General features: G+C 69.3%; 17 protein-coding genes. 6 read left to right on the top strand and 11 right to left on the bottom strand.

What is annotated here, in order from left to right; all coding sequences use genetic code 11:
- Positions 1 to 149 precede the first annotated feature (149 nt).
- The 3 genes from EPAKOI_RS04770 to EPAKOI_RS04780 form a co-directional block, all read right to left on the bottom strand.
- Positions 150 to 917 (bottom strand): BspC domain-containing protein, encoded by a 768-nt coding sequence (locus EPAKOI_RS04770; protein WP_423193098.1) that lies wholly within the window; start codon positions 915 to 917, stop codon positions 150 to 152.
- 262 nt (positions 918 to 1,179) lie between these two features.
- Positions 1,180 to 2,052: an N-formylglutamate amidohydrolase gene (locus tag EPAKOI_RS04775; RefSeq protein WP_423193099.1), complete on the bottom strand. Its 873-nt coding sequence runs from the start codon at positions 2,050 to 2,052 to the stop codon at positions 1,180 to 1,182.
- Between the two features lie 24 nt (positions 2,053 to 2,076).
- The gene (locus EPAKOI_RS04780) at positions 2,077 to 3,060 is read right to left on the bottom strand and encodes a tripartite tricarboxylate transporter substrate binding protein BugE (RefSeq protein ID WP_124684818.1); all 984 of its coding nucleotides are present in this window, start codon (positions 3,058 to 3,060) and stop codon (positions 2,077 to 2,079) included.
- 213 nt (positions 3,061 to 3,273) lie between these two features.
- Between EPAKOI_RS04780 and EPAKOI_RS04785 the strand changes: the two genes are divergently transcribed.
- Positions 3,274 to 4,176, top strand: coding sequence for a LysR family transcriptional regulator (locus EPAKOI_RS04785; RefSeq protein ID WP_423193100.1), 903 nt, complete (start codon positions 3,274 to 3,276; stop codon positions 4,174 to 4,176).
- Between the two features lie 24 nt (positions 4,177 to 4,200).
- Here the strand turns inward: EPAKOI_RS04785 and EPAKOI_RS04790 are convergent, their stop codons facing one another.
- From EPAKOI_RS04790 to EPAKOI_RS04800, 3 genes are read right to left on the bottom strand one after another with little or no spacing between them, the layout of a single operon-like run.
- Positions 4,201 to 5,376 (bottom strand): vWA domain-containing protein, encoded by a 1,176-nt coding sequence (locus EPAKOI_RS04790; RefSeq protein ID WP_124684816.1) that lies wholly within the window; start codon positions 5,374 to 5,376, stop codon positions 4,201 to 4,203.
- 13 nt (positions 5,377 to 5,389) lie between these two features.
- Entirely contained in the window at positions 5,390 to 5,983 is a 594-nt protein-coding gene (locus EPAKOI_RS04795; protein WP_423193101.1) for a GNAT family N-acetyltransferase, read from the bottom strand.
- A 14-nt stretch (positions 5,984 to 5,997) separates the two neighbouring features.
- Positions 5,998 to 6,876, bottom strand: a complete 879-nt coding sequence (locus tag EPAKOI_RS04800; protein ID WP_423193102.1) for an AAA family ATPase — start codon at positions 6,874 to 6,876, stop codon at positions 5,998 to 6,000.
- Between the two features lie 504 nt (positions 6,877 to 7,380).
- Between EPAKOI_RS04800 and EPAKOI_RS04805 the strand changes: the two genes are divergently transcribed.
- Positions 7,381 to 7,725 (top strand): c-type cytochrome, encoded by a 345-nt coding sequence (locus EPAKOI_RS04805; RefSeq protein WP_124684813.1) that lies wholly within the window; start codon positions 7,381 to 7,383, stop codon positions 7,723 to 7,725.
- A gap of 14 nt (positions 7,726 to 7,739) precedes the next feature.
- Entirely contained in the window at positions 7,740 to 8,138 is a 399-nt protein-coding gene (locus EPAKOI_RS04810) for a c-type cytochrome (RefSeq protein ID WP_423193103.1), read from the top strand.
- 78 nt (positions 8,139 to 8,216) lie between these two features.
- Here EPAKOI_RS04810 and aroG read toward each other — a convergent pair whose 3' ends face one another.
- Positions 8,217 to 9,296 carry a 3-deoxy-7-phosphoheptulonate synthase AroG gene (gene aroG, locus EPAKOI_RS04815; RefSeq protein ID WP_172966084.1) on the bottom strand — a complete coding sequence of 360 codons (1,080 nt, stop codon included), beginning with the start codon at positions 9,294 to 9,296 and terminating at the stop codon, positions 8,217 to 8,219.
- Between the two features lie 481 nt (positions 9,297 to 9,777).
- Between aroG and EPAKOI_RS04820 the strand changes: the two genes are divergently transcribed.
- Complete coding sequence (locus tag EPAKOI_RS04820; RefSeq protein WP_423193104.1) at positions 9,778 to 10,833, top strand: class I SAM-dependent methyltransferase; 1,056 nt, start codon at positions 9,778 to 9,780, stop codon at positions 10,831 to 10,833.
- A gap of 177 nt (positions 10,834 to 11,010) precedes the next feature.
- Here the strand turns inward: EPAKOI_RS04820 and tldD are convergent, their stop codons facing one another.
- The 3 genes from tldD to EPAKOI_RS04835 form a co-directional block, all read right to left on the bottom strand.
- Positions 11,011 to 12,471 (bottom strand): metalloprotease TldD, encoded by a 1,461-nt coding sequence (gene tldD / locus EPAKOI_RS04825; RefSeq protein WP_124684808.1) that lies wholly within the window; start codon positions 12,469 to 12,471, stop codon positions 11,011 to 11,013.
- Positions 12,472 to 12,540: 69 nt separating this feature from the next.
- Positions 12,541 to 13,365, bottom strand: coding sequence for a carbon-nitrogen hydrolase family protein (locus EPAKOI_RS04830; RefSeq protein ID WP_124684807.1), 825 nt, complete (start codon positions 13,363 to 13,365; stop codon positions 12,541 to 12,543).
- A 49-nt stretch (positions 13,366 to 13,414) separates the two neighbouring features.
- Positions 13,415 to 17,749: a YhdP family protein gene (locus tag EPAKOI_RS04835; RefSeq protein ID WP_423193105.1), complete on the bottom strand. Its 4,335-nt coding sequence runs from the start codon at positions 17,747 to 17,749 to the stop codon at positions 13,415 to 13,417.
- 96 nt (positions 17,750 to 17,845) lie between these two features.
- On the opposite strand from EPAKOI_RS04835, the gene glnE reads away from it, so the two are divergent.
- Complete coding sequence (gene glnE, locus EPAKOI_RS04840) at positions 17,846 to 20,845, top strand: bifunctional [glutamate--ammonia ligase]-adenylyl-L-tyrosine phosphorylase/[glutamate--ammonia-ligase] adenylyltransferase (protein ID WP_423193106.1); 3,000 nt, start codon at positions 17,846 to 17,848, stop codon at positions 20,843 to 20,845.
- A 113-nt stretch (positions 20,846 to 20,958) separates the two neighbouring features.
- Complete coding sequence (rrtA, locus tag EPAKOI_RS04845) at positions 20,959 to 21,531, top strand: rhombosortase (RefSeq protein WP_423193482.1); 573 nt, start codon at positions 20,959 to 20,961, stop codon at positions 21,529 to 21,531.
- 196 nt (positions 21,532 to 21,727) lie between these two features.
- On the opposite strand, the gene mprA is transcribed toward rrtA, so the two are convergent.
- A complete protein-coding gene (mprA, locus tag EPAKOI_RS04850) occupies positions 21,728 to 23,359 on the bottom strand; it encodes an MprA protease, GlyGly-CTERM protein-sorting domain-containing form (RefSeq protein ID WP_423193107.1) in 1,632 nt (543 codons plus the stop codon).
- Positions 23,360 to 23,445: the final 86 nt, after the last annotated feature.

The raw sequence follows: 23,445 nt of genomic DNA on the forward strand, positions 1-23,445 counted from the left end.
ATTCAGGATGGTTTGCTCCCGCCTCCCACACGGTGGGAGACGGGTTGGGGGTGCGGGCCCGGCGTTTCAGATTGCTGTGGTCGGCAACTTGAGCCGCTTGGCCTCACCCCCGGCCCCGCTCCTGCGTGCGGGAGAGGGGAGCGACAAAGCTACTGCTTCTTCTTCGTCTTCGACGACGCCGAGCTCTTTGTCGATGACGTCGACTTGGCCTTCGACTTCGATGTCGTCGACTTGGCGCTGCTCTTGCCTTTCTTCTTGCTCTGCGTGGCCGACGTGGCCACGGCCGGTGCGGCGGCGGGTTCGATGATCGTGTCGCCGTTGCTGTCCAGCAGTTCGTACGCGAGCATCATGCCGTCGTTGTAGCCGCAGCGGACGCGCACGGGCTGCCATTGGGCCTCGCCGCGGCGCTTGTGCGCGGTGGCGTTGAACGTGACCACGGAGCTGACCGGCACGGCCTGCTTGCCGGGCGAGAAGCGGCCTTCCCAGCGTTCTTCCATGGCCTGGCCGGCGGACAGCGCGCCGGTGGGGATCTTCAGGGCGTCGTAGGTGGCCGATCGCGGCACCACCCAGCTCGCGTGGGCGGCGCAGTCGGCCACATCGGCCGCGGCATTTTCCGATTTCATCAACTGCTGGCGCATCTGGGTCCGGTACTCGGCCAGGCTGACGCGGCCCTTGTCGGGCAGGGTGACCGTGGTGGTCGGCGGTGGCGTCTTGTTGACGATCGGAGGCGGCTTGACGGCCGATGCCGGGGTGGGTGCGGTGGCGGGTGTGGCGGTGGGCGAAGCGGCCGGCGTGGCGGCCGTGGCGTTGTCGTCGGTCGGCGCGGTGGCGCAGCCGGCCAGCGCGATGGCGCCTGCCACTGCGGCAGTCAGCATGCGGAGCTGGCTGCCAAACAGTTCGGAAATTCGTCTGATCACGGGAACGTCTTTGCTCGTGCAAGCAAGGAGGGTGGGTGAAGGATTGCCATGATAGAGGAATCCCCCGCCGTGAAGTTCCTAAATGTTGTTACCCTTCGTTCTAATTGCTTACATCTTGCGCGCATTGGATGCGATTATCCGCGCGCAATAGCAGAAGTGTCCGGGATGTTGCAACTGAGAGGAACCCCGAGACACGCATGCAGCGTGTCCCGGAGTGTGCAGCGGGCGCCCTTGCGGCGCCCGTTCCGTCGATGACCGCCGGTCAGAACGTGCGCGCGAAGCGCAGCAGGTCGTCCATCAGCGCGTCGAGGTCGCGCTGGAGCTTGTCGAAGCCGGCCGATTTTGCCAGCCCCACCTCGTCCATGTAGAGCTTGCGGTTGACCTCCAGCTGCAGGCTGTGGCGGCTGGCCTGCGGCTGGCCCACCACGCGCACGATCTCCACGCCCTTGTACGGGTGGTTGCGCCACACGTCGTAGCCCATCTCCTTGAGCACGGCCTCCACGCGGTCGGTGAACCGGGTGTCGCAGGTGGTGCCGTCGCGGTCGCCCACGACGAAGTCCGGATGCTGCAGCCCCGGATGCTCGGTCGCAAACTTAGCGGCCTCGCTGGGCATCGAGTGGCAATTGATGTGGAACACATGCCCGTGGCGCGCCACGGCCGCGTCCGACAGCCGCTGCAGCTGGGCGTAGTACGGCAGGTAGTACGTGTCGATGCGCGCCTGCAGCTCGGCCACGCCGAGCTTGCGGTCGTAGATCGGCTCGCCGGTGTCCAGCACGCGCCAGACCAGGCCCTTGCCCAGTCGCGTCTTGGACGTTTCCTGCTTCAGGCCCGGCCACGGCGCGTCCAGCAGCGCCTCGTCGATTTCCGTCAGGCCGCGGTTGGCGTCGAGGTAGCTGCGCGGAAAGCCGGCGGCCAGCAGCGGAATGCCGCGCGCGGGCGCGCCGGCGTAGAGCTCGTCCACGAACGTGTCTTCCGCCTGCCGCAGCAGCGGCAGGGGCAGGTTGGCCGCAAAGCGGAAATCGGCCGGGTACGTGGTGCAGCTATGCGGGGAATCAAGAAAGAGCGGGCCGCACTCGCCTTCCGGCATCTGCAGGAAGTACGGGCTTTCCGCGGTCTTTCGGTCTGCTTCGGTCATACGGACTGCCAGTCGTGGATCGGGTTAGTCGAGCGAGATCTTGGCGGCGGCGGCCACCTTCTTGTTCTTGGCCACCTCGGCGGTGATCTGCTGCGCGAAGTGCTGCGGCGTGTCGCCCACCGGGGTCGCGCCGAGCTTTTCCAGCTTGGCCTTGACCTCGGGCATGGCCAGCACCTTGATCGCGGCCGCATTCAGCTTGGCCTGGATGTCGGCCGGCAGCTTGGCCGGGGCGATCAGGCCAAACCAGGCGGCGTCATTGACCTCGGGCAAGCCCAGTTCGGCAAAGGTAGGCACGTTCGGCAGGGCGGCCACGCGCTTCGGGGCGGCCACGGCCAGCGCGCGCAGCTTGCCGCCTTCGATGAACGGCAGCGACGACGGCAGGTTGTCGAACAGGATCTGGACCTGGCCGGCCAGCGCGTCGTTCAGCGCCGGGCCCACACCCTTGTACGGCACGTGCAGCAGTTCGGTCTTGCTGCTCATCTTGAACAGCTCGCCCATCATGTGCGACACGCTGCCGTTGCCGGCCGAGCCATAGGCCAGCTTGTTCGGCTCGGACTTGGCCAGCGCGATGAACGACTTCATGTCGGTGGCCTTGACCGCCGGGTTGATGCTCATCACGTTCGGCACCGAGGCCAGGTTCGTGATCGTCGTGAAATCCTTGGTGGCGTCGTACTGCAGGCGCGGGTAGACGGCGGGGTTGATGCCGTGCGTCGATGCGGTGGCGATGCCGAGCGTGTAGCCGTCCGGCGCGGCCTTGGCCAGGTAGCCCGTGCCGATGCTGCCGCCGGCGCCGCCGCGGTTGTCCACGACCACGGCCTGGCCCAGTTGCTGGCCGAGCTTGTCGGCCACGATGCGCGCGACGATGTCGGTGGTGCCGCCGGCCGGGAACGGCACGACGAGCGTGATCGGCTTGGTCGGATAGCCCTCGGCAAAGGCGGGCAGGGTCAGGCTGGCGGCCGCGAAGGCGGTGGCGGCGGCAAGGACTTTCAGCAGGGGACGGCGTTGCATCGAAGGGATTCCGTTGAAAGAAGAGAGGAAGAGCGGTCTCTGGCGGACCTGGCGACCAGATGGATCGCGGGACGCGGCGGGCCGGCGGGCCCATCGGCATCGTAGGAAATCCATGTGTCGAGCGCTTTTCGATTCTGCGCGCCCGAGCACGCGGCTGGCAAACGATTTAAAATCCCAGGCTCATTCCATTTGGTATTGAAGTAGGAGTGCATCATGCGGCGCTTATGTCCGTCGATGACCGAACTGGTGGCTTTCGAGGCGGCGGCGCGGCATAGCAGTTTTACGGTGGCGGCCCGCGAGCTGCATGTGACGCAGGGCGCCGTCAGCAAGCAGGTACGGAGCCTGGAGGCGTTTCTGGGCGTCGAGCTGTTCGAGCGGGTGCGCCAGCGGCTGCTGCTGACCGAGGCCGGCGCCCGCTACCTGGAGCGGATCGGCCCGAGCCTGGCGGCCATCGAGTCGGCCAGCGTGGAATTGATCGCGCGGCAGGGGCGCGGCGGCATCCTGCATATCGCCAGCATGCCCACGCTGGGCGCCAAATGGCTGATCCCCCGGCTACCGCAGTTCTTTGCCCGGCATCCCGAGGTCACGCTGGAATTCGTGCCGCACGCGCAGGGCTACGACTTTTCCCAGCGCGATCTGGACGCGGCCATCCGCTTTGGCGACGGCGTCTGGCCCGGCACGCAGGCCGACTACATGACCGGGCGCGAAGTATTGCCGGTCTGCCGGCCCGGCCTGCTCGTGCACGAGCCCGACGGCGTGGCCAGAACGCCAGCGGCGCTGCTGCGCTATCCGCTGCTGCACCATACGACGGTGCCCGAGGCGTGGCCCGACTGGCTGGCCGCGCTGGGCATTTCTACGCGCGAAGCCTGGGCCGGCGCGCGCTTCGACCAGTTCACGCTGCTCACGCAGGCGGCCATGTCGGGCCTGGGCATCGCGCTGATCCCGCGCTGCCTGATCGAGGAGGAACTGGCCACCGGCACGCTGATCGTCGCGCATCCGGCGCGCGTGCTGGCCCGCAAGGGGTATTACCTGTGCTATCCGGAGCAGAAGGCGCACCTGCCGGCGCTGCAGACGTTCCGGCAGTGGGTGATGGAAGGCGTGGACGTCGTCGCGTGACCGGGCGGGCGGCCCGGTGCCCGGCTACTTGGTCAGCACCTTCATGGCTTCTTCCAGCCCGGCCAGCGTTACCGGATACATCCGGTTCTTCATGATCTGGTTGATGACCGTGATCGACTGGCGGTACTGCCACAGGCCCTCCGGCTCGGGGTTGAGCCAGACGAAGCGCGGGAACTGCTCGATCATCCGGTTCAGCCAGACCGCGCCGGCCTCCGGGTTGTTGTACTCGACCGATCCGCCCGGCTGCAGGATCTCGTAGGGGCTCATCGTCGCGTCGCCGACGAAGATCACCTTGTAGTCGGGCGTGTACTTGTGCATCAGGTCCCACGTGGCGATCTTCTCCGCGTGGCGGCGCCGGTTGTTCTTCCAGACGTAGTCGTACAGGCAGTTGTGGAAGTAGTAGTACTCCAGGTGCTTGAACTCGGTCTTGGCGGCCGAGAACAGCTCCTCCACGCGCTTGATGTGGTCGTCCATCGAGCCGCCCACGTCCATCAGCATCAGCACCTTGACCTTGTTGTGGCGCTCGGGCCGCAGCTTGATGTCGAGCAGGCCGGCGTTGGCGGCCGTGGCGTGGATGGTGTCGTCCAGGTCCAGCTCGGTGTCGGCGCCCTCGCGCGCAAAGCGGCGCAGCCGGCGCAGCGCCACCTTGATGTTGCGCGTGCCCAGTTCCACCTGGTCGTCGTAGTCCTTGTAGGCGCGGCTTTCCCAGACCTTGATCGCGGTGCGGTTGCCCTTGGACGGCCCGCCGATGCGGATGCCCTCGGGGTTGTAGCCGCCGTGGCCGAACGGCGACGTGCCCCCGGTGCCGATCCACTTGTTGCCACCCTCGTGCTTTTCCTTCTGCTCGTCCAGTAGCTGCCTGAGCCGCTCCATGAGCTTGTCCAGGCCGCCCATGGCCTCGATCTTCGCCTTCTCCTCGGCCGACAGCTCGCGTTCCAGCGTCTTCTGCAGCCAGTCCAGCGGGATGTCGCTCTTCCCGTCCACCAGGCTCTGCACGCCCTGGAAGTACGCGGCGAAGGTCTGGTCGAACTTGTCGAAATGTTTCTCGTCCTTGACCAGCGTCATGCGCGACAGGTAGTAGAACTCGTCGATCGACGGCGAGATCACCTGGGCGCGCAGCGCTTCGAGCATCGTCAGGTATTCCTTGACCGATACGGGCAGCTTGGCGTGGCGCAGCGAGAAGAAGAAGTCGATCAGCATGGCGGGCCTCCGATCAACGCGGGCGGTCGAGCTGGAATTGCAGGTGGGCGCGCACGGCCGGCCACTCGCTGGCGATGATCGAGAAGACCACCGTGTCGCGGAACGACCCGTCGGGCATGCGCTGGTGGTTGCGCAGCACGCCGTCCTGCCTGGCGCCCAGCCGGGCGATGGCCGCGCGGCTCTGGTGGTTCATCCAGTGCGTGCGGAATTCCACGGCGATGCAGTCCAGCGTCTCGAACGCGTGGCGCAGCAGCATCAGCTTGCATTCGGTGTTCAGCGCGGTGCGCTGCACGCGCTGCGCGTACCAGGTGGAGCCAATCTCGACGCGGCGGTTCTTGCCGTCGATGTTCATGTACGTGGTCATGCCGGCCACGCGGCCGGCGGCGTCCAGCACCGTGAACGGCTGCATCGTGTCCTGCGCCTGCAGGCCCAGGCGGCGCTCGATCTCGGCGGCCATCGCCTCGGGCGTCGGCACGCTGGTGTACCAGAGCCGGTGCAGCGCGCCATCGGCGGCGGCGGCCTGCAGGCCGGCCAGGTGGTCCGTCGACAGCGGCGCCAGCGTGGCGTGTTGCCCGGTCAGCGTGACGGGCTGGACAAACTTCGTCATCGTGCCGGCTCCGCTCAGCGGTTGGCGCGGTTCATGAACACCAGCCGCTCGAACAGGTGCACGTCCTGCTCGTTCTTGAGCAGCGCGCCGTGCAGCGGCGGGATGGCGGCCTTGCGGTCCGGGCTGCGCAGCGCTTCGGCCGGGATGTCCTCGGCCATCAGCAGCTTGAGCCAGTCGATCAGCTCCGACGTGCTCGGCTTCTTCTTCAGGCCCGGCAGGTTGCGCATCTCGTAGAACGCTTCCAGCGCCGCGGCCACCAGTTCGCGCTTGATGCCGGGGTAGTGGACGTCGACGATCTGCTGCATCGTCTCGGCGTCCGGGAACTTGATGTAGTGGAAGAAGCAGCGGCGCAGGAAGGCGTCGGGCAGCTCCTTCTCGTTGTTCGACGTGATGATCACGAGCGGGCGGTGGCGGGCCTTGACCAACTCGCGCGTCTCGTAGACGTAGAACTCCATGCGGTCCAGTTCGCGCAGCAGGTCGTTCGGGAATTCGATGTCGGCCTTGTCGATCTCGTCGATCAGCAGCACCACGGGCGCGTCGGCCTCGAACGCCTGCCAGAGCACGCCCTTGACGATGTAGTTGCGGATGTCGTGCACGCGGTCGTCGCCCAGCTGGGAGTCGCGCAGGCGCGACACGGCGTCGTACTCGTACAGGCCCTGCTGCGCCTTGGTGGTGGACTTGATGTGCCACTGCAACAGCGGCATGCCCAGCGCGGCGGCCACTTCCTCGGCCAGCATGGTCTTGCCGGTGCCGGGCTCGCCCTTGATCAGCAGCGGCCGCTGCAGCGTGCGCGCGGCGTTGACGGCGAGCTTCAGGTCGTCGGTGGCTACGTACTGGGCGCTGCCTTCGAACTTGGCCTGCTGGGACGGATTGGCGTTGGCGGTGGTGGACATGGGGCAACCTGGCGGAACGCGGCCGGCCTGCCTGGCAGGCCGGTCGAATGACAATGGGAAGCGACAACCGGCGGGGCCGGAGCGCGCCGACAACGGGCCTCGACAACCCGAAATCCGGCCGGAATGGGCCAGTATAAGAGCAGATCGGCATTCGTGTTCAGTGGGGCACACCCGAAGGCGGGTGGCGTGGACCGCCGCGTGCACGCTGCGGTACAATGCGCCGGTTTGACGCGCCCCCAGTCAATATCCTCCTCAAGCCCGGCAGTTCTGCCACCAGAGACATGGCAGAGCATCGGGAGGCGGCAACAGCGCGAGATGGTTGCAGAATGGTGTTCGAGCACCGCGGCACATCAGCACACGCCCCGGCTGCGCCCCGGGCCCGACCGGCAATGCCCGGCCGGCCCAGCGGCGATCCGCTCCATATCCCCATTTCCGCCCGGCCGTCTGGCGCCCCAAACGAGGGCAGGTCACACGCGGTTTAACACTTCCCAATCAGCTACGACAATGAAAAAGCTCCTCACGACGGTAGTGTTGGGCGCTGCCGCAACGGCCGCGCATGCCCAGGACACGGGCACTGTCGACGCCGCCAAGGACAAGGTTGCCATGTGCATCGGCTGCCATGGCATTCCCGGGTATCGCGCCTCGTTTCCGGAGACCTACGAGGTACCGATGCTGGGCGGCCAGAGCGCCAAGTACATCGAGAATGCGCTCAACGGCTACAAGAAGGGCGATCGCAAGCATCCGACCATGCGCGCCATCGCGGCCAGCCTGACCGACAAGGACATCGCCGCCGTGGCGGCGTACTACGCGCAGCAGAAGCCGGGTACCCAGAACAACACGCTCAAGTAGGAAGGCCGCAAACCATGAAGAAGCTGAACGTTGTGTCGTACGCGCTGGCCGCCGCGGTGCTGGGCGCCGCCACGCTGTCCGCGCAGGCCGCCGATATCGCGGCGGGCAAGGCGCTGGTCGAGAAGGGTGGCTGCGTGGCCTGCCACGGCAAGGACATGAACGCGCCGATCTCGCCCGATTACCCGAAGCTGGCCGGCCAGCATCCGGACTACCTGTACCACGCGCTGACGTCGTACCAGGTCAGCGGCAACCCGCTGGTGGGCCGCACCAACGCCATCATGGCCGGGCAGGTCAACAGCAACCCGGCCGTGACCGGCAAGGACGGCAAGCCGCGCCCGTTCACCAAGGCCGAGCTCAAGGACATCGCCGCCTATATCGGCTCGCTCAAGGGCGACCTGGTGCTGAAGAAGTAGGCGGCCGGCGCGCGGGCCGCGCCAGCCCCATGAAAAACGCCGACCCGTGGGTCGGCGTTTTCGTGTCCGGGGCCAGGCTCAGTTGCCGCTGCCCGACACGAGCCGGCGCTGCTTGACCGCGTTGGCCAGCGTTTCCAGGATCCCGATCGAATCGTCCCAGCCGATGCAGGCGTCGGTCACGGACTGGCCGTAGGTCAGGTTCTCCACGGGCGTGCCCTGCACATGGTCCTGGCGGCCGGCCACGAGGTGCGATTCCACCATGACGCCGACGATGCGCTGGTCGCCGCCGGCGATCTGGTTGCCGATGTCCTGGCACACCGGCAACTGGTTCTCGTGCTTCTTGCTGCTGTTGGCGTGCGAGGCATCGATCATCAGGCGGGCGGCCAGGCCGGCCTTGGCGATGGCGTCGCAGGCTTCCTGCACGCTCGCGGCGTCGTAGTTCGGCGCCTTGCCGCCGCGCAGGATGATGTGGCAGTCCTCGTTGCCCGCCGTCGACACGATGGCCGAATGGCCGCCCTTGGTCACCGAGAGGAAATGGTGCGGCTGCGACGCGGCCTTGATGGCGTCGACCGCGATCTTCACGTTGCCGTCCGTGCCGTTCTTGAAGCCGACCGGGCAGGACAGCCCCGACGCCAGCTCGCGGTGCACCTGCGACTCGGTCGTGCGCGCCCCGATGGCGCCCCAGCTCACCAGGTCGGCAATGTATTGCGGGCTGATCATGTCCAGGTACTCGGTGCCGGTGGGCACGCCCATCTCGCTGATGTTCAGCAGCAGTTCGCGGGCCGTGCGCAGGCCGTCGTTGATCTTGAAGCTGCCATCCATGTGCGGGTCGTTGATCAGGCCCTTCCAGCCCACCGTGGTGCGCGGCTTTTCGAAATAGACCCGCATCACGACCTCCAGCTCGCCGGCGAACCGCTCGCGCTGCACCTTGAGCAGCTTGGCGTATTCCAGCGCCGCGCGGGTGTCGTGGATCGAGCACGGCCCGATGATCACGATCAGCCGGTCATCCATGCCGTGCAGGATGCGGTGCATGGCCTGGCGGGCGCCATAGATCACGTCGGACGCGGCTTCCGAGCAGGCGAACTCGCGGATCAGGTGCGCCGGGGGCAGCAGTTCCTTGAGTTCTCGAATACGCAGGTCGTCGGTGTTCTTCAGCATGATGGCTCCGGGTCTTGTGAGGTCTTGATTCTGTTGGGATGGTGCGTCGCGGTCGTGGCGGACATAAAAAAACCGCCAGGGTCGCTGGCGGTTTCTCTTGCATTCGGGGTCTGCCTACAGCCGTCCCTCTCTATCCGCCAGCGGTGTGAGATGCCAAAAGAAGTAAAAGTAAAACTTGGCGGACATGGCGGGAAACGGTCTGGCTGTAGCGAGCTTGTGTCGGTTTGACGCCGAGGCGTGAAATTAATGCTGCGGCGCGGGGTGGCGTGGCATTTTATTGCGCCGCTGCCTGCAGATTCTGCGGGCGCGGTCGCCGCCCGTGCGACAACGAAGCATCTTTATAGCGCTTTTCCCGGGGCCTTGCAAGCGGCAACCGCAACAGTTTTAAGCCGATGCAGGATATTCCGGCTGCCTATATTACAAAGGCAAGCCCTGGTACGAAGGGGCGGCGAACAATAATCAGCAGGCGGAGGTGCCGATCATGTCAGTCGATGAAGCAAGGCTGAATGCCTTTATGGAGAAGTTCGTGCATGACATCGGGGCCGTGATGCACGCGGCCACCGTGGTGGTGGGTGACGAGCTGGGCCTGTACAAGGCGCTGGCCGAAAAACCGATGACCAGCGACACGCTGGCCGCCAAGACCCGGACCGACGGGCGCTACGTGCGCGAGTGGCTGTCCGCCCAGGCCGCGAGCGGCTACGTGGAGTACGACCCGGCGACCGACCAGTTCTCGCTGACCGAGGAACAGGCGTTCGCGCTGGCCCAGGAAGGCAGCCCGGCCTTCATCCCGGGCGCGTTCCAGATTGCGGTGGCGCAGTTCCGGGCCATCCCGCGCATGATCGAGATCTTCCGCAGCGGCCGCGGCCTGGGCTGGCACGAGCACGATCCGGCGCTGTTCCACGGCACCGAGCGGTTCTTCCGGCCCGGCTATGCCGCGCATCTGGTCAGCGAATGGATTCCGGCGCTCGAAGGCATGGCGGCCCGGCTCGCGGCCGGGGCCGTGGTGGCCGACGTCGGCTGCGGCCACGGCGCGTCGACCATCATCATGGCCCAGGCGTTCCCGCACGCCACGTTCCGCGGCTTCGACTACCACGAGCCGTCGATCCGCTACGCCACCGAGGCCGCCCGCCGCGCCGGCGTGGCCGACCGCGTGCAGTTCGAGGTGGCATCGGCCAAGGACTACCCGGGCCGCGACTACGACCTCGTGGCCGTGTTCGACTGCCTGCACGACATGGGCGACCCCGTGGGCGCGGCGCGCCACGTCCGCGAGACGCTGAAGCCCGACGGCTGCTGGATGATCGTGGAACCGTTTGCCAACGACAGCCTGCAGGACAACCTGAATCCCGTCGGCCGCGTGTTCTATTCGGCGTCGACGTTCATCTGCACGCCGGGATCGCGGGCGCAGGACGGCGCGATGTGCCTGGGCGCCCAGGCCGGCGAGGCCCGCATGCGCGGCGTGACCGAGCAGGGGGGCTTCGGCAGCTTTCGCCGCGCGGCGCAGACGCCGTTCAATCTGGTGTATGAGGTGAGGCCGTAGGGAGGGAGTGCTGGGGGGCTCCCCTCTCCCGCAAGGCGGGAGAGGGGTCGGGGGAGAGGCCCGGCGCATCAGGATGCCATGGCGGCAGTTTGAACCGCTTGCCCTCTCCCCCAGCCCCTCTCCCGCGCGCGGGAGAGGGGAGAAAACCAATCGTGTGTCGATTGGCCGATCCATCCATCAGGCCGTGCCGCCGACCGTCATGTTTTCGATGCGCAGCGTCGGCTGGCCCACGCCCACGGGTACGCTCTGGCCTTCCTTGCCGCAGACGCCCACGCCCGAGTCCAGGCGCATGTCGTTGCCGATCATCGTCACGTCCTTGAGCGATTCCGGGCCGTTGCCCACCAGCGTGGCCCCCTTGACCGGGTACGTGATCTTGCCGTCCTCGATCATGTACGCCTCGCTGGCCGAGAACACGAACTTGCCGTTGGTGATGTCCACCTGGCCGCCGCCGAAGTTCACGGCGTAGAGGCCGCGCTTGACGCTGGCGATGATTTCCTGCGGGTCGCGGTCGCCGTTGAGCATGTACGTGTTGGTCATGCGCGGCATCGGCAGCGCGGCGTAGCTTTCGCGGCGGGCGTTGCCGGTGACCGGCATCTTCATCAGGCGCGCGTTGAGCGTGTCCTGGATGTAGCCGGTCAGGATGCCGTCCTCGATCAGCGTCGTGCACTGGGTCGGGTTGCCCTCGTCGTCAAGGTTCAGCGATCCGCGGCGGTTCTCGATCGTGCCGTCGTCCACCACGGTCACGCCCTTGGCGGCCACGCGCTCGCCCATGCGGCCGGCGAACGCCGACGAACCCTTGCGGTTGAAATCCCCCTCCAGGCCGTGGCCCACCGCCTCGTGCAGCAGCACGCCGGGCCAGCCCGGGCCCAGCACCACGGTCATCGCGCCGGCCGGGGCGGGGCGCGCCTCCAGGTTGACCAGCGCCGATGCCACGGCTTCGTCCACGTACTTGCGCAGCAGGTCGTCGGTGAAGTAGCCGTAGGCGTAGCGGCCGCCGCCGCCCGACGAGCCAATCTCGCGCCGGCCGTTCTGCTCGGCGATGACCGTCACCGACACGCGCACCAGCGGGCGGACGTCGGCGGCGATGATGCCGTCGCTGCGCGCCACCAGCACCACGTCGTACTCGCCGGCCAGCCCGGCCATGACCTGCACCACGCGCGGGTCCTTGGCGCGGGCCATCTTCTCGATCTTTTCCAGCAGCGCCACCTTCTCGGTGGCCGTCATCGAATCCAGCGGATCGTTCGGGGCGTACAGGCTGCGCCCGCCCTGCGACGCCATCGCGCTGGCCACCTTGACGCGCCCGCTGCCGGCGCGGCCGATCGTGCGGGTGGCCGCCGCGGCCTGCGACAGCGCGGCCAGGCTGATGTCGTCGGAATAGGCAAACGCGGTGCGGTCGCCCGACACGGCGCGCACACCCACGCCCTGGTCGATGCTGAAGCTGCCCGACTTGACGATGCCTTCCTCCAGGCTCCACGCCTCGTTGCGCGTGTGCTGGAAGTACAGGTCGGCGTAGTCCACCTTGTGCGTGAAGACGTCGGCCAGCACGCGCTGGAGCGCCGCCTCGTCCAGGCCGTAGGGCGCCAGCAGCAGCTCTTGCGCCGTGGCCAGGTTGCGAATTCCGAGATCTCCGGCGTTCATGATTGTCCTTGGTCTTGAAGCGCCACGGCGCGCGGCCATGGCGAAAAGCAAACGGTAATGCCCTGCATGCTACAGCACGCGATGCCGCAGCGCCGGCAGGTTCTGACGCACCTCGGCCAGCCGCGCCGGGTCCACCAGGCCCGACACCACGCCCTCGCCCTCGGGCAGCACGCCCATCAGCTCGCCCCATGGGTCCACCAGCATCGAATGGCCCCAGGTGCGCCGGCCATTCTCGTGCCGCCCGCCCTGTGCCGCCGCCAGCACATAACACTGGTTCTCGATGGCGCGGGCGCGCAGCAGGATTTCCCAGTGGGCCTGCCCGGTGGTGTAGGTGAAGGCGGCCGGCATCAGAATCAAGCTCACGCCGTTGGCGCCGCGCGCCAGCCCCCGGTACAGCTCGGGAAAGCGCAGGTCGTAGCAGACCGACATCGCCACGCGGCCGCAGGGCGCCTCGAACGTCACGGGCGTCTTGCCGGCCAGGATGGTGCGCGATTCGTCGAAGTTTTCCTCGCCCTTGGTAAAGCCGAACAGGTGGATCTTGTCGTAGCGGGCCACACGCTCGCCGTGCGGGTCGAATGCCAGCGAACTGTTGTAGACGCGGTTGTCGTCGCCGCACCACATCGGCAGCGTGCCGCCCACCAGCCAGAGCCGGTGCCGGCGGGCCGCGTCGGCCAGAAAGCGCTGCACGGGCCCGTCGCCGTCGCGCTCGCGGATGGCCACCTTGTCCGATTCATGCCGGCCCATCATGCAGAAGTACTCGGGCAGCAGCACCAGCTCGGCGCCGCCGCGCGCGGCATCGGCGATCAGCGCGTCGGCGCGCGCGAGGTTGTCGTCGAGCGACGTGCCCGTCACGGTCTGGATGGCGGCGACGCGGAACGGATGGGCTGCGGTCATCGTGGCTTCCTTTCTCGGCGGGTGGGGCGGGGGCGCGGGGGCGGGGCGATCAGCGCGGGAACACGCTGGAGCGGTCCTGCACCGGCGCCGGGCGCGACTTATTGTCCTCCACTTTGCTGACCTTGGGGTCGGCCCACGATCCGCTCACGTGGTAGTGCTGGGTGAACACCTTCGAGAACTCGTCGGCGAACAGCAACTGCGCGGCCAGCGTGCCGATGCCGAGCACCGGGTTGATGAACGCGGCCGCCACCGACGTGGTGGTGGCGTTGATGCGCGGCACCACGTCCACCTGCACGTCCTGCGTCTCGCGCAGCAGGTCGGCCGTGCCGGTCATCGACGCCATCACCTGGCTGCTCTTGAAGCGGAACTCGTCGATCTTGCCCACGCCGTTCTCGATCGTGCCCGACCCGCTGATGTCGTCGAACACCAGGCCCTTGCTCGACAGCGACCGGAAGTCCAGCGTGGCAAAGCGCAGCAGGCTCTGCAGGCTCAGCACGCCCAGCAGCCGCGCGGCGCCCGGCTCCACGCTGAGGATCTGGCCGTTTTCCAGCTTCAGGTTCAGCCGGCCGGACAGCGTCGGGTAGTCGATCGACATGGGCGACCCGCGCCACGCGATGCGGCCTTCCAGCGCGCCGTTGCCGTCGCGCACGGTGTGCGGCAGGCCAAAGCGGTCCAGCACGTCGCCGGCGTTGCGGATGTCGAGCTTGAAGTTCAGCAGCGTGCGGCGGCCTTCCGTGGGCGACACATTGCCCTGCGCGGCGGCCTCGCGCAGCCGGCGCGGCAGGCGCCAGCTACCGCTGCCGGTCAGCGTGGCGCCGGGCTGCTCGATGCTCAGGCTGTCCAGCGTCCAGACCGGCTGGTTGTCGGTGTGGCTGGTGTGGGCCTTGACCGCCAGCTTGCCGAAGTCGCGGCCGTGCAGCACGAAGCGGTCGACCACCAGGTCCAGCGCCGGCATTTCCTCGACGCTGCGCGTGATGGCCTCGGCCGCATGGCCGTCGTCGGTGGCCTCGGGGATGTCCAGGTGCGACAGCCGCACCGTCAGCGCGCCGGTCGGGTTGCTGCTGTCGCGGCGCCACTGGCCGTTGCCGGTGATCTGGCGCGACGCCATCTGCAGGTTCCAGCCGGCGGCCTCGCGGGCGGCGTCGATCGACACGTCGTCCAGGCTGCGGCCGAACGCGTCCAGCGTCCGCGCGCGCACGCCCACGCGCTCGGGCAGGAACGGCGACGAGCGGTCGACCGTATCGGCAGGCTTGCGCTCGCCCGAACCCGTGTCGAGCACCATGCGCCAGCCGTCGAGGTCGAGCTTGTCGGCCGTGATCGCGGCGGTCACGCCGCTGGCCGGCTGCGGCGCGGGCTGGCCGATGCCGATGCCGCCCGACACCACGTCGGTCGTCTCGCCCCGGCGCAGCACGTAGCGCACGCTGGCGACGTTGCCGGCCTGGATCGTCATGTCGTCCAGCGCGGGCCGGCTGGCCGATGGCCGCAGGTCGAAACGCAGCGGCAGGTCCTGCCCGGCCGGCTTGCCCAGCGGGGCGGGCAGGTTCAGCGCCAGCCCGTTGAGGTCGGACGCCACCTGCACCTGCAGGCGCTTGTCGCGCACGCCCACCACGGCCGTGTAGGGCGTGGTGCCGTCGATCCGGGCGCCCAGCCCGCCGGCGCCGGCGCCGGCGCCTAGCGCATCGCGCAGGCCCTGCGCCGTGGCCGTGCCGCCAATCGCCACGCGCGTCGTGCCGTCCGGCTGGGTGCCGCCCGTGATGCGCGTCTCGCCGCCGACAAAGCGGCCCCGCACGTTGTGGAGCTGGAAGCCATGCTCGTCGAAGGCCACCGCGCCGGTGGCGCCGAACAGCGTGGGCAGCTCGGGCATCAGCGTCACGTCGTTGCCGGGAAAGCGGAACTCGCCGTTGACCTTCGCGCCCGCCGCGTGGCTCAGCGGCAGGTCCAGCTTGAGCCGCAGCTCGCCCTGGCCGGGCGCGTGCGCGGCTTCGGTGACGTTGCCGGTCCAGCCCTTGACCGGGGTGGCCGCGACGTAGCGCAGGAAGCCCTGCACGGGCCCGGTGGCGCCGCCATCGACCATCAGGTGGCCGTGGTCGCTCAGGTCGTCGATCTGGCCGTTGACGTCGCGCAACACGATGCCGGGGATGCCGCGCACGCCGGCCTGCTTTGCCTGGAACGACATCGTGCTGCGCTCGAACAGCAGCGTGCCGGAGATGTCGGTGAAATCGGGCCACGCCATGCCGGGTGTGCCATTGCCGTTGCCGTTGCCGGTGCCATTGGCCGCGCCGCCCACGTTGGGGCCGGTCTCGTGCGGGGCGATCTGGTAGCTGACGTTGCGGATCGGCACTTCCACGCGGAAGTCGCCGGCCTTGGCGAACGGCGGGTGGAACGGAAAGTGGTACAGGTCGCCCTTGACCAGGAACTTGACGTTGTAGGCTTCGCCGCCCACCAGCGCGCCTTCCAGGTAGTGGCGCGTGGCCGGCATCGTCGACGGCAGGTAGCGCGGCACGCGGTGCGCCAGCGCGCGGTCCAGCTCGCCGGACAGGTCGGCGATGCCGCTGTGGCCGTCGCCGCCCTCGCGCCAGTTGCCGCGCACGGTGCCGGCCGTGTCGGCATTGGCAAAGCGGATGCCGTCGGTGGTGACCAAGAGCTTGCCGTTGTCGCGGCGCCAGCGCACCTCGCCGCGCAGTTCGTCGAACGGCACCAGCGGGTCGTCGAACACGCCCGGAAAGCTCAGCGTGGCGCCGGTGCTGTCCACGCGCGCGCTGCCCTGGCGGTCATCGAAGCTGAAATTGCCGGACAGCCGGGTAAAGCCGGGCGTGCCGGTGTGCGGCTTGCCGTCGGGGCCCACGGCCGGCACGGCCGGTTGGCTGTTGACCGATACGCCGCGCAGCGTGCCCTGCACCGTGTAGTGCGGCGTGCCGGGCGCGCGCGCCAGCAGCCCGGCGCGCTCGCGGGCCCATGCCACGTCGAGGTTGTCGATATGGCCGGCCGGCTGCAGCGCGCGTAGCTGGCGCAGCACGGCCGTGTCGATCGGCAGCGACGTGGCCAGCGCGCGCACCGTGTTCAGGTCGAACGTCGGCGCCCGCAGCGCGAACTTGCGGAGCTGGCCGTCGTTGTCGCGCGCCCAGTCCATGGTCACCTTGCGCATGCCTTCGCGCCACGACGGATCGGTGGCGGACGGCGGGCCGGCCTGGGGCTCGGCCTGCCACAGCAGCGTGTCGATGGTCAGCGAATGGTTGCCGTTGCGGTCGCCCTTGTGCAGCAGCAGCGCCTGCGCGTTGGCCAGCTTCAGCGGCTCCGGCGCGCCGGTCAGCCGCAGGTCCACGCCGCTGGCGCGCAGCCGGGTCTGGCTGCGCAGCACGTGGCCGCCGCGGAAGTCGATGGTGCCGTCGGTGCTGAACACGCCGCTGTCGACGCGATCGAAGATGGCCAGGTAGCGCTGCACCACGGGCAGCTGCAACTGGTTGAAGGCCCAGTTGGCCTGGCCGGTCCAGTGCTGCCAGTTGCCGGCGCCGTACAGGTAGTCGTGCCGCAGGCTGGCCTGGAATACCAGCGGCTGGGGCGCCAGCGACGTGCTGCTGGCATCGAGCCGCACCGTGTGCTGGGCGCCGTGGCGGCTGGCCAGGAAGTGGATGTCGGCCACTTCAAGCTGTGGCAGGCCGGCTTTCTCGTCGAGCCAGCGCAGGTTGCCGCTCTTGAGTTCGATGCGGCCCTGTGACAGCAGCCAGTTCAGGAATGGGTCGTTGTCGGTTGACTGCTGCGACGCCTCGATCGGCATGCCGGCCACCAGCACCCGGCCGGCCGGCGTGCGGCGCACCAGCACGTCGGCGCGGTCGGCGGTCAGGCTGGCGAACTGCAGCGCCAGCGCGGGCACCGACTGCCACGACAGCCGGCCTTCCAGCGTGGCCGTCGACAGCAGCATGCGGCGCTGGTCGTCCACGGCCTGCACGTTGCTGGCGCGGAACGCGGGATGCCAGCCGTCCCAGTAGGTGTCGAGCTGGCCGATCGTGAGCTGGGCCGACAGCGCGGCCGAACCCTGGCGTTCCAGCCACTGCCGCGCGGCATGGGCCTGTGGCCAGAGCACGAAGCGGATCAGCAGGACGGCGACGACGGCCAGCGCGGCCAGCACCGCGACGATGCGGGCGAGCATGCGCCAGAGCCGCCGCCAGGCGGGATGCCGCGCCAGCGTGCCCAGGCCGTCCCAGACGGCGCGCGGCCAGCGCCGGACGTGCGCCAGCGCCCGGCGGCCACGGCCGGGGACGTGCGGATGCGGGACTTGGGAAGCGGCCACCGGGGGCGCGACGGAAGCGGCGGCCGACGCGGCGCGGTCACCGCCCGCGCGTGGGGCTGTGGAACCGTCGTCGGGGGCGGTGGAGCGGCTGGACATGCGCAGATTATCCGACAATACTAGCCGCTCTCCAAAGTGGTGCGTGCAAGCGCCACGGCGGTTCCCCGGCGCCTGCCCAATTGCAACGTAACTGGAATGACTGTCCCTGATCCGACGAGTTCCGCCGCGGGCACTGCCCCGGCATCGACCGGCCCGCAGCACCCGATGGATGGCGCCGGCACCACTTCGCTGCCAGCCTCGGCGGGCGCCGCCGGACCGCTCGGCAACATGGCCCACGGGGCCTTTGCCACGATGACGGCGCAGGGACTGACCCCCGCCGACTGCGAGGGCCACACATTGTACTCGGCGGCGTACTCGCATTACGCGCGCCGCGTGCTGGCCGCGCGGCCCGGGCTGCCGGCCATCGTGGCGGACGCCGCCGTGGGCCCCATCACCCGCGACTGGATGGAAGCGCGCCTGCAGGCGCTGCACGCGCCGTCGGCCGACGCCGAGGCCGCCGCCGGCCAGGCGCTGCGCCGGCTGCGCGCCGAGGTGATGTGCACGGTCATCGAGCGCGACCTGCGCGGGCTGGCCACGCTGGCCGAGATCACCGGCGCGATGACCGACCTGGCCGAACTGGCCATCCAGTACGGCCTGCGCGTGCTGGGCGACGACCTGGCCGCCACCTATGGCCGCCCCACGGGCGCGCAGGGCGGCGAGGTGCAGGAACTGGTGGTGGTGGGCATGGGCAAGCTCGGCGGGCGCGAGCTGAACGTGTCGTCCGACATCGACCTGATCTTTCTGTATGACGAGGACGGCGACACCCAGGGCGGGTCGCGCAGCCTGTCGAACCACGAATACTTCATCCGGCTGGGCCGGCGGCTGATCACGCTGCTGTCCGAGGTCACCGGCGACGGCTACGTGTTCCGCGTGGACATGCGGCTGCGGCCAAATGGCGATGCCGGCCCGCTGGTCTGCAGCTTCGGCATGCTGGAGGAATACCTGGTGGTGCAGGGCCGCGAATGGGAGCGCTACGCCTGGATCAAGGGCCGTGTGGTGTCGGCCGTCGACACGCCGCACGCCCAGCGCGCCGCCGCGCTGCTGGGCCGCATGACCACGCCGTTCGTGTTCCGCCGCTACCTGGACTATGGCGTGATTGCCGCCATCCGCTCGCTGCACGCGCAGATCCGCGCGGAAGCGGCCAAGCGCAGCGGCGGGCTGGCCGGGCACGGCGTGAACCAGCGCTCGTTCAATATCAAGCTCGGGCGCGGCGGCATCCGCGAGATCGAGTTCATGGCGCAGGTATTCCAGCTGATCCGCGGCGGCCAGGACCCCGCGCTGCGCGTGCGGCCCACGCTGGAAGTGCTGGACGTGGCCGTGGCGCGCAACCTGCTGCCAGCCGGCCAGGCCGAGCAACTGGCCGATGCCTACCGCTTCCTGCGGCAACTGGAACACCGGCTGCAGTACCGCGACGACGCCCAGACGCACCACCTGCCGACGTCCGACGACGAGCGCCAGGCCGTGGCCGAGATGATGGGCTGCGCCGACTGGGACGCGCTGGCCGCGCAGATGTCGGCGCTGATGGCGCCGGTGGCGCAGCAGTTCGAGGCCACCTTTGCCGATCCGTTCGCCGATGGCGAGTCGGGGCAAAGCGAGCCGCTCTGGCCGGCGCTGGTGCGCGAGGAGATGGCGTCGCGCGCCACGCAGGCCAACCCCGGCGACGAGGACGAGACCGATCCGCAGTCGTCGCCGTGCCAGGCGCTGCAAGCCGCCGGGTTTGCCGACTGCACCGGCCTGTACGACCGCCTGCGCGCCATCGGCACGTCGCTGCGCTACCGCGCGCTGTCGGAAACCAGTCGTGGGCGCTTCGACCAGCTGGTCAACCGCGCGCTGGACCTGGCCGCGCGCCAGGACGACGCCGACGCCACCATCGCCCGCTTCCTGGACTTCCTGGATGCGATCAGCCGGCGCGCGTCGTACCTGTCGCTGCTGTCCGAGTATCCGCAGGCCATGGACCGCGTGGCGCAGACGCTGCACGCGTCGCGCTGGGCGGCCACCTACCTGACGCGCCATCCGCAACTGCTGGACGAACTGCTGGACAGCGACGCGCTGGCCAGCGCGCCTGACTGGCCCGGCTTCCGCCAGCGGCTGGCGGAGCGGCTGCAGGCGTCGGACGGGCAGGTCGAGACGCAGATGGACATCCTGCGCCGCGAGCACCATGCCGAGATCTTCCGCATTCTGCTGCAGGACCTGCAAGGCATGCTGACCGTCGAGCAGGTGGCCGACCGCCTGTCGGACCTGGCGGACGCGATGCTGGAAGTCACGATGCAGGCGGTCTGGCGCCAGCTGGCCACGCGCCACTGCGAGACGCCGCGCTTCGCGGTGATCGCCTATGGCCGGCTGGGCGGCAAGGAACTGGGCTACGCGTCGGACCTGGACCTGATCTTTCTCTACGACGACGACCACGAGCGGGCGCCCGACGTCTACGCCGCCTATGCGCGCCGGCTGATCACCTGGCTCACGAGCCATACGGCGGCCGGCATGCTGTTCGACGTGGACACGCGGCTGCGGCCCAATGGCGCGGCCGGGCTGCTGGTGACCAGCTTCGACGCGTTCCGCCGCTACCAGCTGCGCGAGGGCGACAACACGGCGTGGGTCTGGGAGCACCAGGCGCTCACACGCGCGCGCTTCTGCGCCGGCGACCGCGAGATCGGCAACCGGTTCGAGGACCTGCGCGACGAGATCCTGCGCCAGCCGCGCGACGCCGTGGCGCTGCGCGAGGAAATCGCCCAGATGCGGGCCAAGGTGGCGGAGGGGCATCCGAACCCGACCGCGCTGTTCGATCTCAAGCACGACCGGGGCGGCATGGTCGACATCGAGTTCACGGTGCAGTACCTGGTACTGCTGCACAGCGGCGCCCACCCGGAGCTGACGCGCAACGCGGGCAACATCGCGCTGCTGCGGATGGCTGGCGTGCTGAACCTGATCGACGCCGGGCTGGGGCTGGCCGTCGGCGACGCCTACCGGCTGTTCCGCGCGCGCCAGCACAAGCTGCGGCTGGACGGCCAGGACCAGGCGCGCGTGGCGCCGGACAGCGTGGCCGAGCAGGCCGCATCGGTGCGCGCGCTCTGGCACGCCGTGTTCGGGCAGGGGTGACGCGCGCCGTGCCCGTGTTGCCGCCCGTCGTGCCACCCGTCGTGCCGCCAGAGCGACCGCCCGAACCTGTGCCCGCCGTCCTGCCGCTGGCGCGCCTGCCCGGCTGGCCGGCCATGCTGGCCACGGTGGCCGGCATGGCGGCGATGGCCGCGCTGTTTTCGTTCGTCCCATGGATGCATGCGCACGGCCTGTACGTGCGCGACGCCGTGCGGCTGGACCACCAGTGGTGGCGGCTGGTCACGGCGATGTGGGTCCACCTGGGCTGGCAACACTACCTGGCCGACGTGGCCGCGACGGCCGGGCTGCTGCTGCTGGCCGGCCGCGTGACGCGCGTGCGCGAGATGGTGACGGTGCTGCTGATCTGCGGCGTGGCCGCGCAGGTGGCGCTGCTGCGGATGCCGGCGGTCGGCTGGTACGGCGGACTGTCCGGCGCCGCCCACGGCCTGGCGCTGTGGACAGCGCTGCGGCTGCTGCCCGTGCCCGGCTGGTCACGGCTGATCGGCGTGGTTACGTGCGTGATCGTGCTGGGCAAGGTGTGGATCGAACAGTCGTGGCTCGCGGCCATCGTTTTCGACCCGTCATGGGGCTTCGGCGTCGTGCGCAGCGCCCATGCGGCGGGGGCGGTGGCGGGGCTGGCTTGCTGGCTGCTGCAGGAGTGGTGGGGGCAGCGGGGGCGGCGGGATTGATGCGTTGACAGGGGATGGGGCGCCGGCCCTCACCCCCGGCCCCTCTCCCGCGATGCGGGAGAGGGGGAGACAACAATCTGTACTTGAGGAATTGCCCGATCCCACGGTCTTGCTCCCCTCTCCCGCTTGCGGGAGAGGGGTTGGGGGTGAGGGCCAGCCGTCGAGCCGCGACGTGTTCACGCCGCAGCCCCCCAGACTACCCCCGCCGCCGCGTCACAAATCCCGCCAAGCCAATCCCCAGCAGCAGCACCGCGCTCCACGGCGCGAATGCGCCGCCGCCGCCGTCACCGCCGCTGTCGGCGGCGGCCGACGACCCGGTCGATCCGGGGGCTGCGCCGGCGGTGGCCGGGTTCGGTGCCGCCGCCAGTGCCTGGTCGGCGTCGAGCAGGCCGGCGCCGCACTTCCCCGTGTTGCCGCTCGCTGTGCAATAGGTGCCGGCCGGATGCGGTCGAGCCGTGGCCTTGAGCACCTGCGTGACCTGCGCCGGCGACAGCGCCGGGTTGAGCGACAGCATCAGCGACACCACGCCCGATACCATCGGCGCGGCAAAGCTGGTGCCCTGCGAGCCGACGATGCCGTAGGTGGTGGGGCTGGCGGCGCCTGCGTTGGTCAGCGTGCGGATGGACGACTGGCCGCCCGTGCAGCCGGTGGCCACGTTGTTGTTGACGATGACCTTCGAGTTGCCGCAGCCGCCGCCCGGCGCGCTCAGTGCCACCTGCGGGCCCACGTTGGCAAAGCTGGCGTTCTCGCCGTCGTTGGCGTGGGCCGTCACGGCGATCACGCCCGAGCAGTCGGCCGGGGCCTCGACCGCGCCGGCCGAGTTGCCGGCCGCGGCCACGACGATCACGCCCGCCGCGTTCAGGTCGTTGACGGCCTGCTGCTCGATGGTCGAGCAGGTGCCGCCGCCCAGGCTGACGTTGACTACACGCGCTGGCGTGGCGTTGTTCGGCACGCCCGGCACGGCCAGGCCGCCGGCCCAGCGCATGCCGTCGACGGTGTCCGACAGCAGCGCGCCGCAGCGGCCCGATACGCGCACCGGCTGAATCCGCGCGCTCCAGTCGACGCCGGCGATGCCCGACACGTTGTTGGTCGCCGCGCCCAGCACGCTCGCCACGCGCGTGCCATGCCAGGTGCTGTTGGTGGCGCCGCTGCCGTCCGGGCAGGTCGTGCCGGCCGGCACGTAGTCGCCATCGTCCGTGGGCTTATCGTCGCGGCCGTCGCCATCGGCTGAAACCGTGGTCGTCGAGATGAAGTCGTAGCCGGCCACAAGCCGGGGCGCCAGGTCAGGGTGCGGCAGGTAGCCCGTGTCGACCACGGCGATCACGATGCCGGTGCTGCCGCGCGAGCGGTCCCACGCGCGCGGCAGGTTGGCGCCGCCGACCACGGTGGCGGGCGCATTCATATAGACCTGGTTGGCAAATTCAGTGTCGTTGGGCACCGTGTCGTGCAGCCGCAGCCAGCGGTCGGGCACGGCGTCGGCCACGCGCGGGTCGTCGCGCAGCCGTTTTGCCACGGCGTCGGGGGTCTCGCCGCGGCTATCCTTGACCGTGACGAGGTCCATGGTGCCGGCCATCGGCCGCTTGACCGACAGCGACAGGCCCGTGTTCGATGCCACCCGCTTCATGCGCGTGGCGCTGGCGTCGGTATCGAGCGACTGGCCGCCGTCGCGCCAGCGCACGATGTAGTTGCCGGTGTAGACCGGCGCCGGGCGCGCGGTGGGCGTGGTGTCCGCCTGCGCGGCGGGGGCCAGGCTCAGCAACGAGCCGACGACGGCCAGCAGCGCGGGCAGCCGGGACCGGTGGCGGGGATTCATCTGGGGGCGCGGCATCTCTGCTCCTGTGGAGTTCTGGTGATGCGGTTGCTACGGCGAACGGTGAATCGGACTTCGTCTGGGCGATCTCTCGGCGCTCAATG

This window comes from Cupriavidus sp. H18C2, assembly GCF_049393795.1.
Taxonomy (GTDB): Bacteria; Pseudomonadota; Gammaproteobacteria; order Burkholderiales; family Burkholderiaceae; genus Cupriavidus; species Cupriavidus pauculus_C.

What these genes read in the sequence shown, in the direction of transcription:
- aroG (WP_172966084.1), bottom strand. Translation starts at nt 9,296, where the DNA reads ATGCTGAAGAACACCGACGACCTGCGTATTCGAGAACTCAAGGAACTG.
- tldD (WP_124684808.1), bottom strand. Translation starts at nt 12,471, where the DNA reads ATGAACGCCGGAGATCTCGGAATTCGCAACCTGGCCACGGCGCAAGAG.
- EPAKOI_RS04830 (WP_124684807.1), bottom strand. Translation starts at nt 13,365, where the DNA reads ATGACCGCAGCCCATCCGTTCCGCGTCGCCGCCATCCAGACCGTGACG.
- EPAKOI_RS04820 (WP_423193104.1), top strand. Translation starts at nt 9,778, where the DNA reads ATGTCAGTCGATGAAGCAAGGCTGAATGCCTTTATGGAGAAGTTCGTG.
- EPAKOI_RS04810 (WP_423193103.1), top strand. Translation starts at nt 7,740, where the DNA reads ATGAAGAAGCTGAACGTTGTGTCGTACGCGCTGGCCGCCGCGGTGCTG.
- EPAKOI_RS04805 (WP_124684813.1), top strand. Translation starts at nt 7,381, where the DNA reads ATGAAAAAGCTCCTCACGACGGTAGTGTTGGGCGCTGCCGCAACGGCC.
- EPAKOI_RS04785 (WP_423193100.1), top strand. Translation starts at nt 3,274, where the DNA reads ATGCGGCGCTTATGTCCGTCGATGACCGAACTGGTGGCTTTCGAGGCG.
- EPAKOI_RS04835 (WP_423193105.1), bottom strand. Translation starts at nt 17,749, where the DNA reads ATGTCCAGCCGCTCCACCGCCCCCGACGACGGTTCCACAGCCCCACGC.
- EPAKOI_RS04790 (WP_124684816.1), bottom strand. Translation starts at nt 5,376, where the DNA reads ATGCTGATCGACTTCTTCTTCTCGCTGCGCCACGCCAAGCTGCCCGTA.
- EPAKOI_RS04775 (WP_423193099.1), bottom strand. Translation starts at nt 2,052, where the DNA reads ATGACCGAAGCAGACCGAAAGACCGCGGAAAGCCCGTACTTCCTGCAG.
- EPAKOI_RS04780 (WP_124684818.1), bottom strand. Translation starts at nt 3,060, where the DNA reads ATGCAACGCCGTCCCCTGCTGAAAGTCCTTGCCGCCGCCACCGCCTTC.
- EPAKOI_RS04795 (WP_423193101.1), bottom strand. Translation starts at nt 5,983, where the DNA reads ATGACGAAGTTTGTCCAGCCCGTCACGCTGACCGGGCAACACGCCACG.
- mprA (WP_423193107.1), bottom strand. Translation starts at nt 23,359, where the DNA reads ATGCCGCGCCCCCAGATGAATCCCCGCCACCGGTCCCGGCTGCCCGCG.
- EPAKOI_RS04800 (WP_423193102.1), bottom strand. Translation starts at nt 6,876, where the DNA reads ATGTCCACCACCGCCAACGCCAATCCGTCCCAGCAGGCCAAGTTCGAA.
- glnE (WP_423193106.1), top strand. Translation starts at nt 17,846, where the DNA reads ATGACTGTCCCTGATCCGACGAGTTCCGCCGCGGGCACTGCCCCGGCA.
- rrtA (WP_423193482.1), top strand. Translation starts at nt 20,959, where the DNA reads ATGCTGGCCACGGTGGCCGGCATGGCGGCGATGGCCGCGCTGTTTTCG.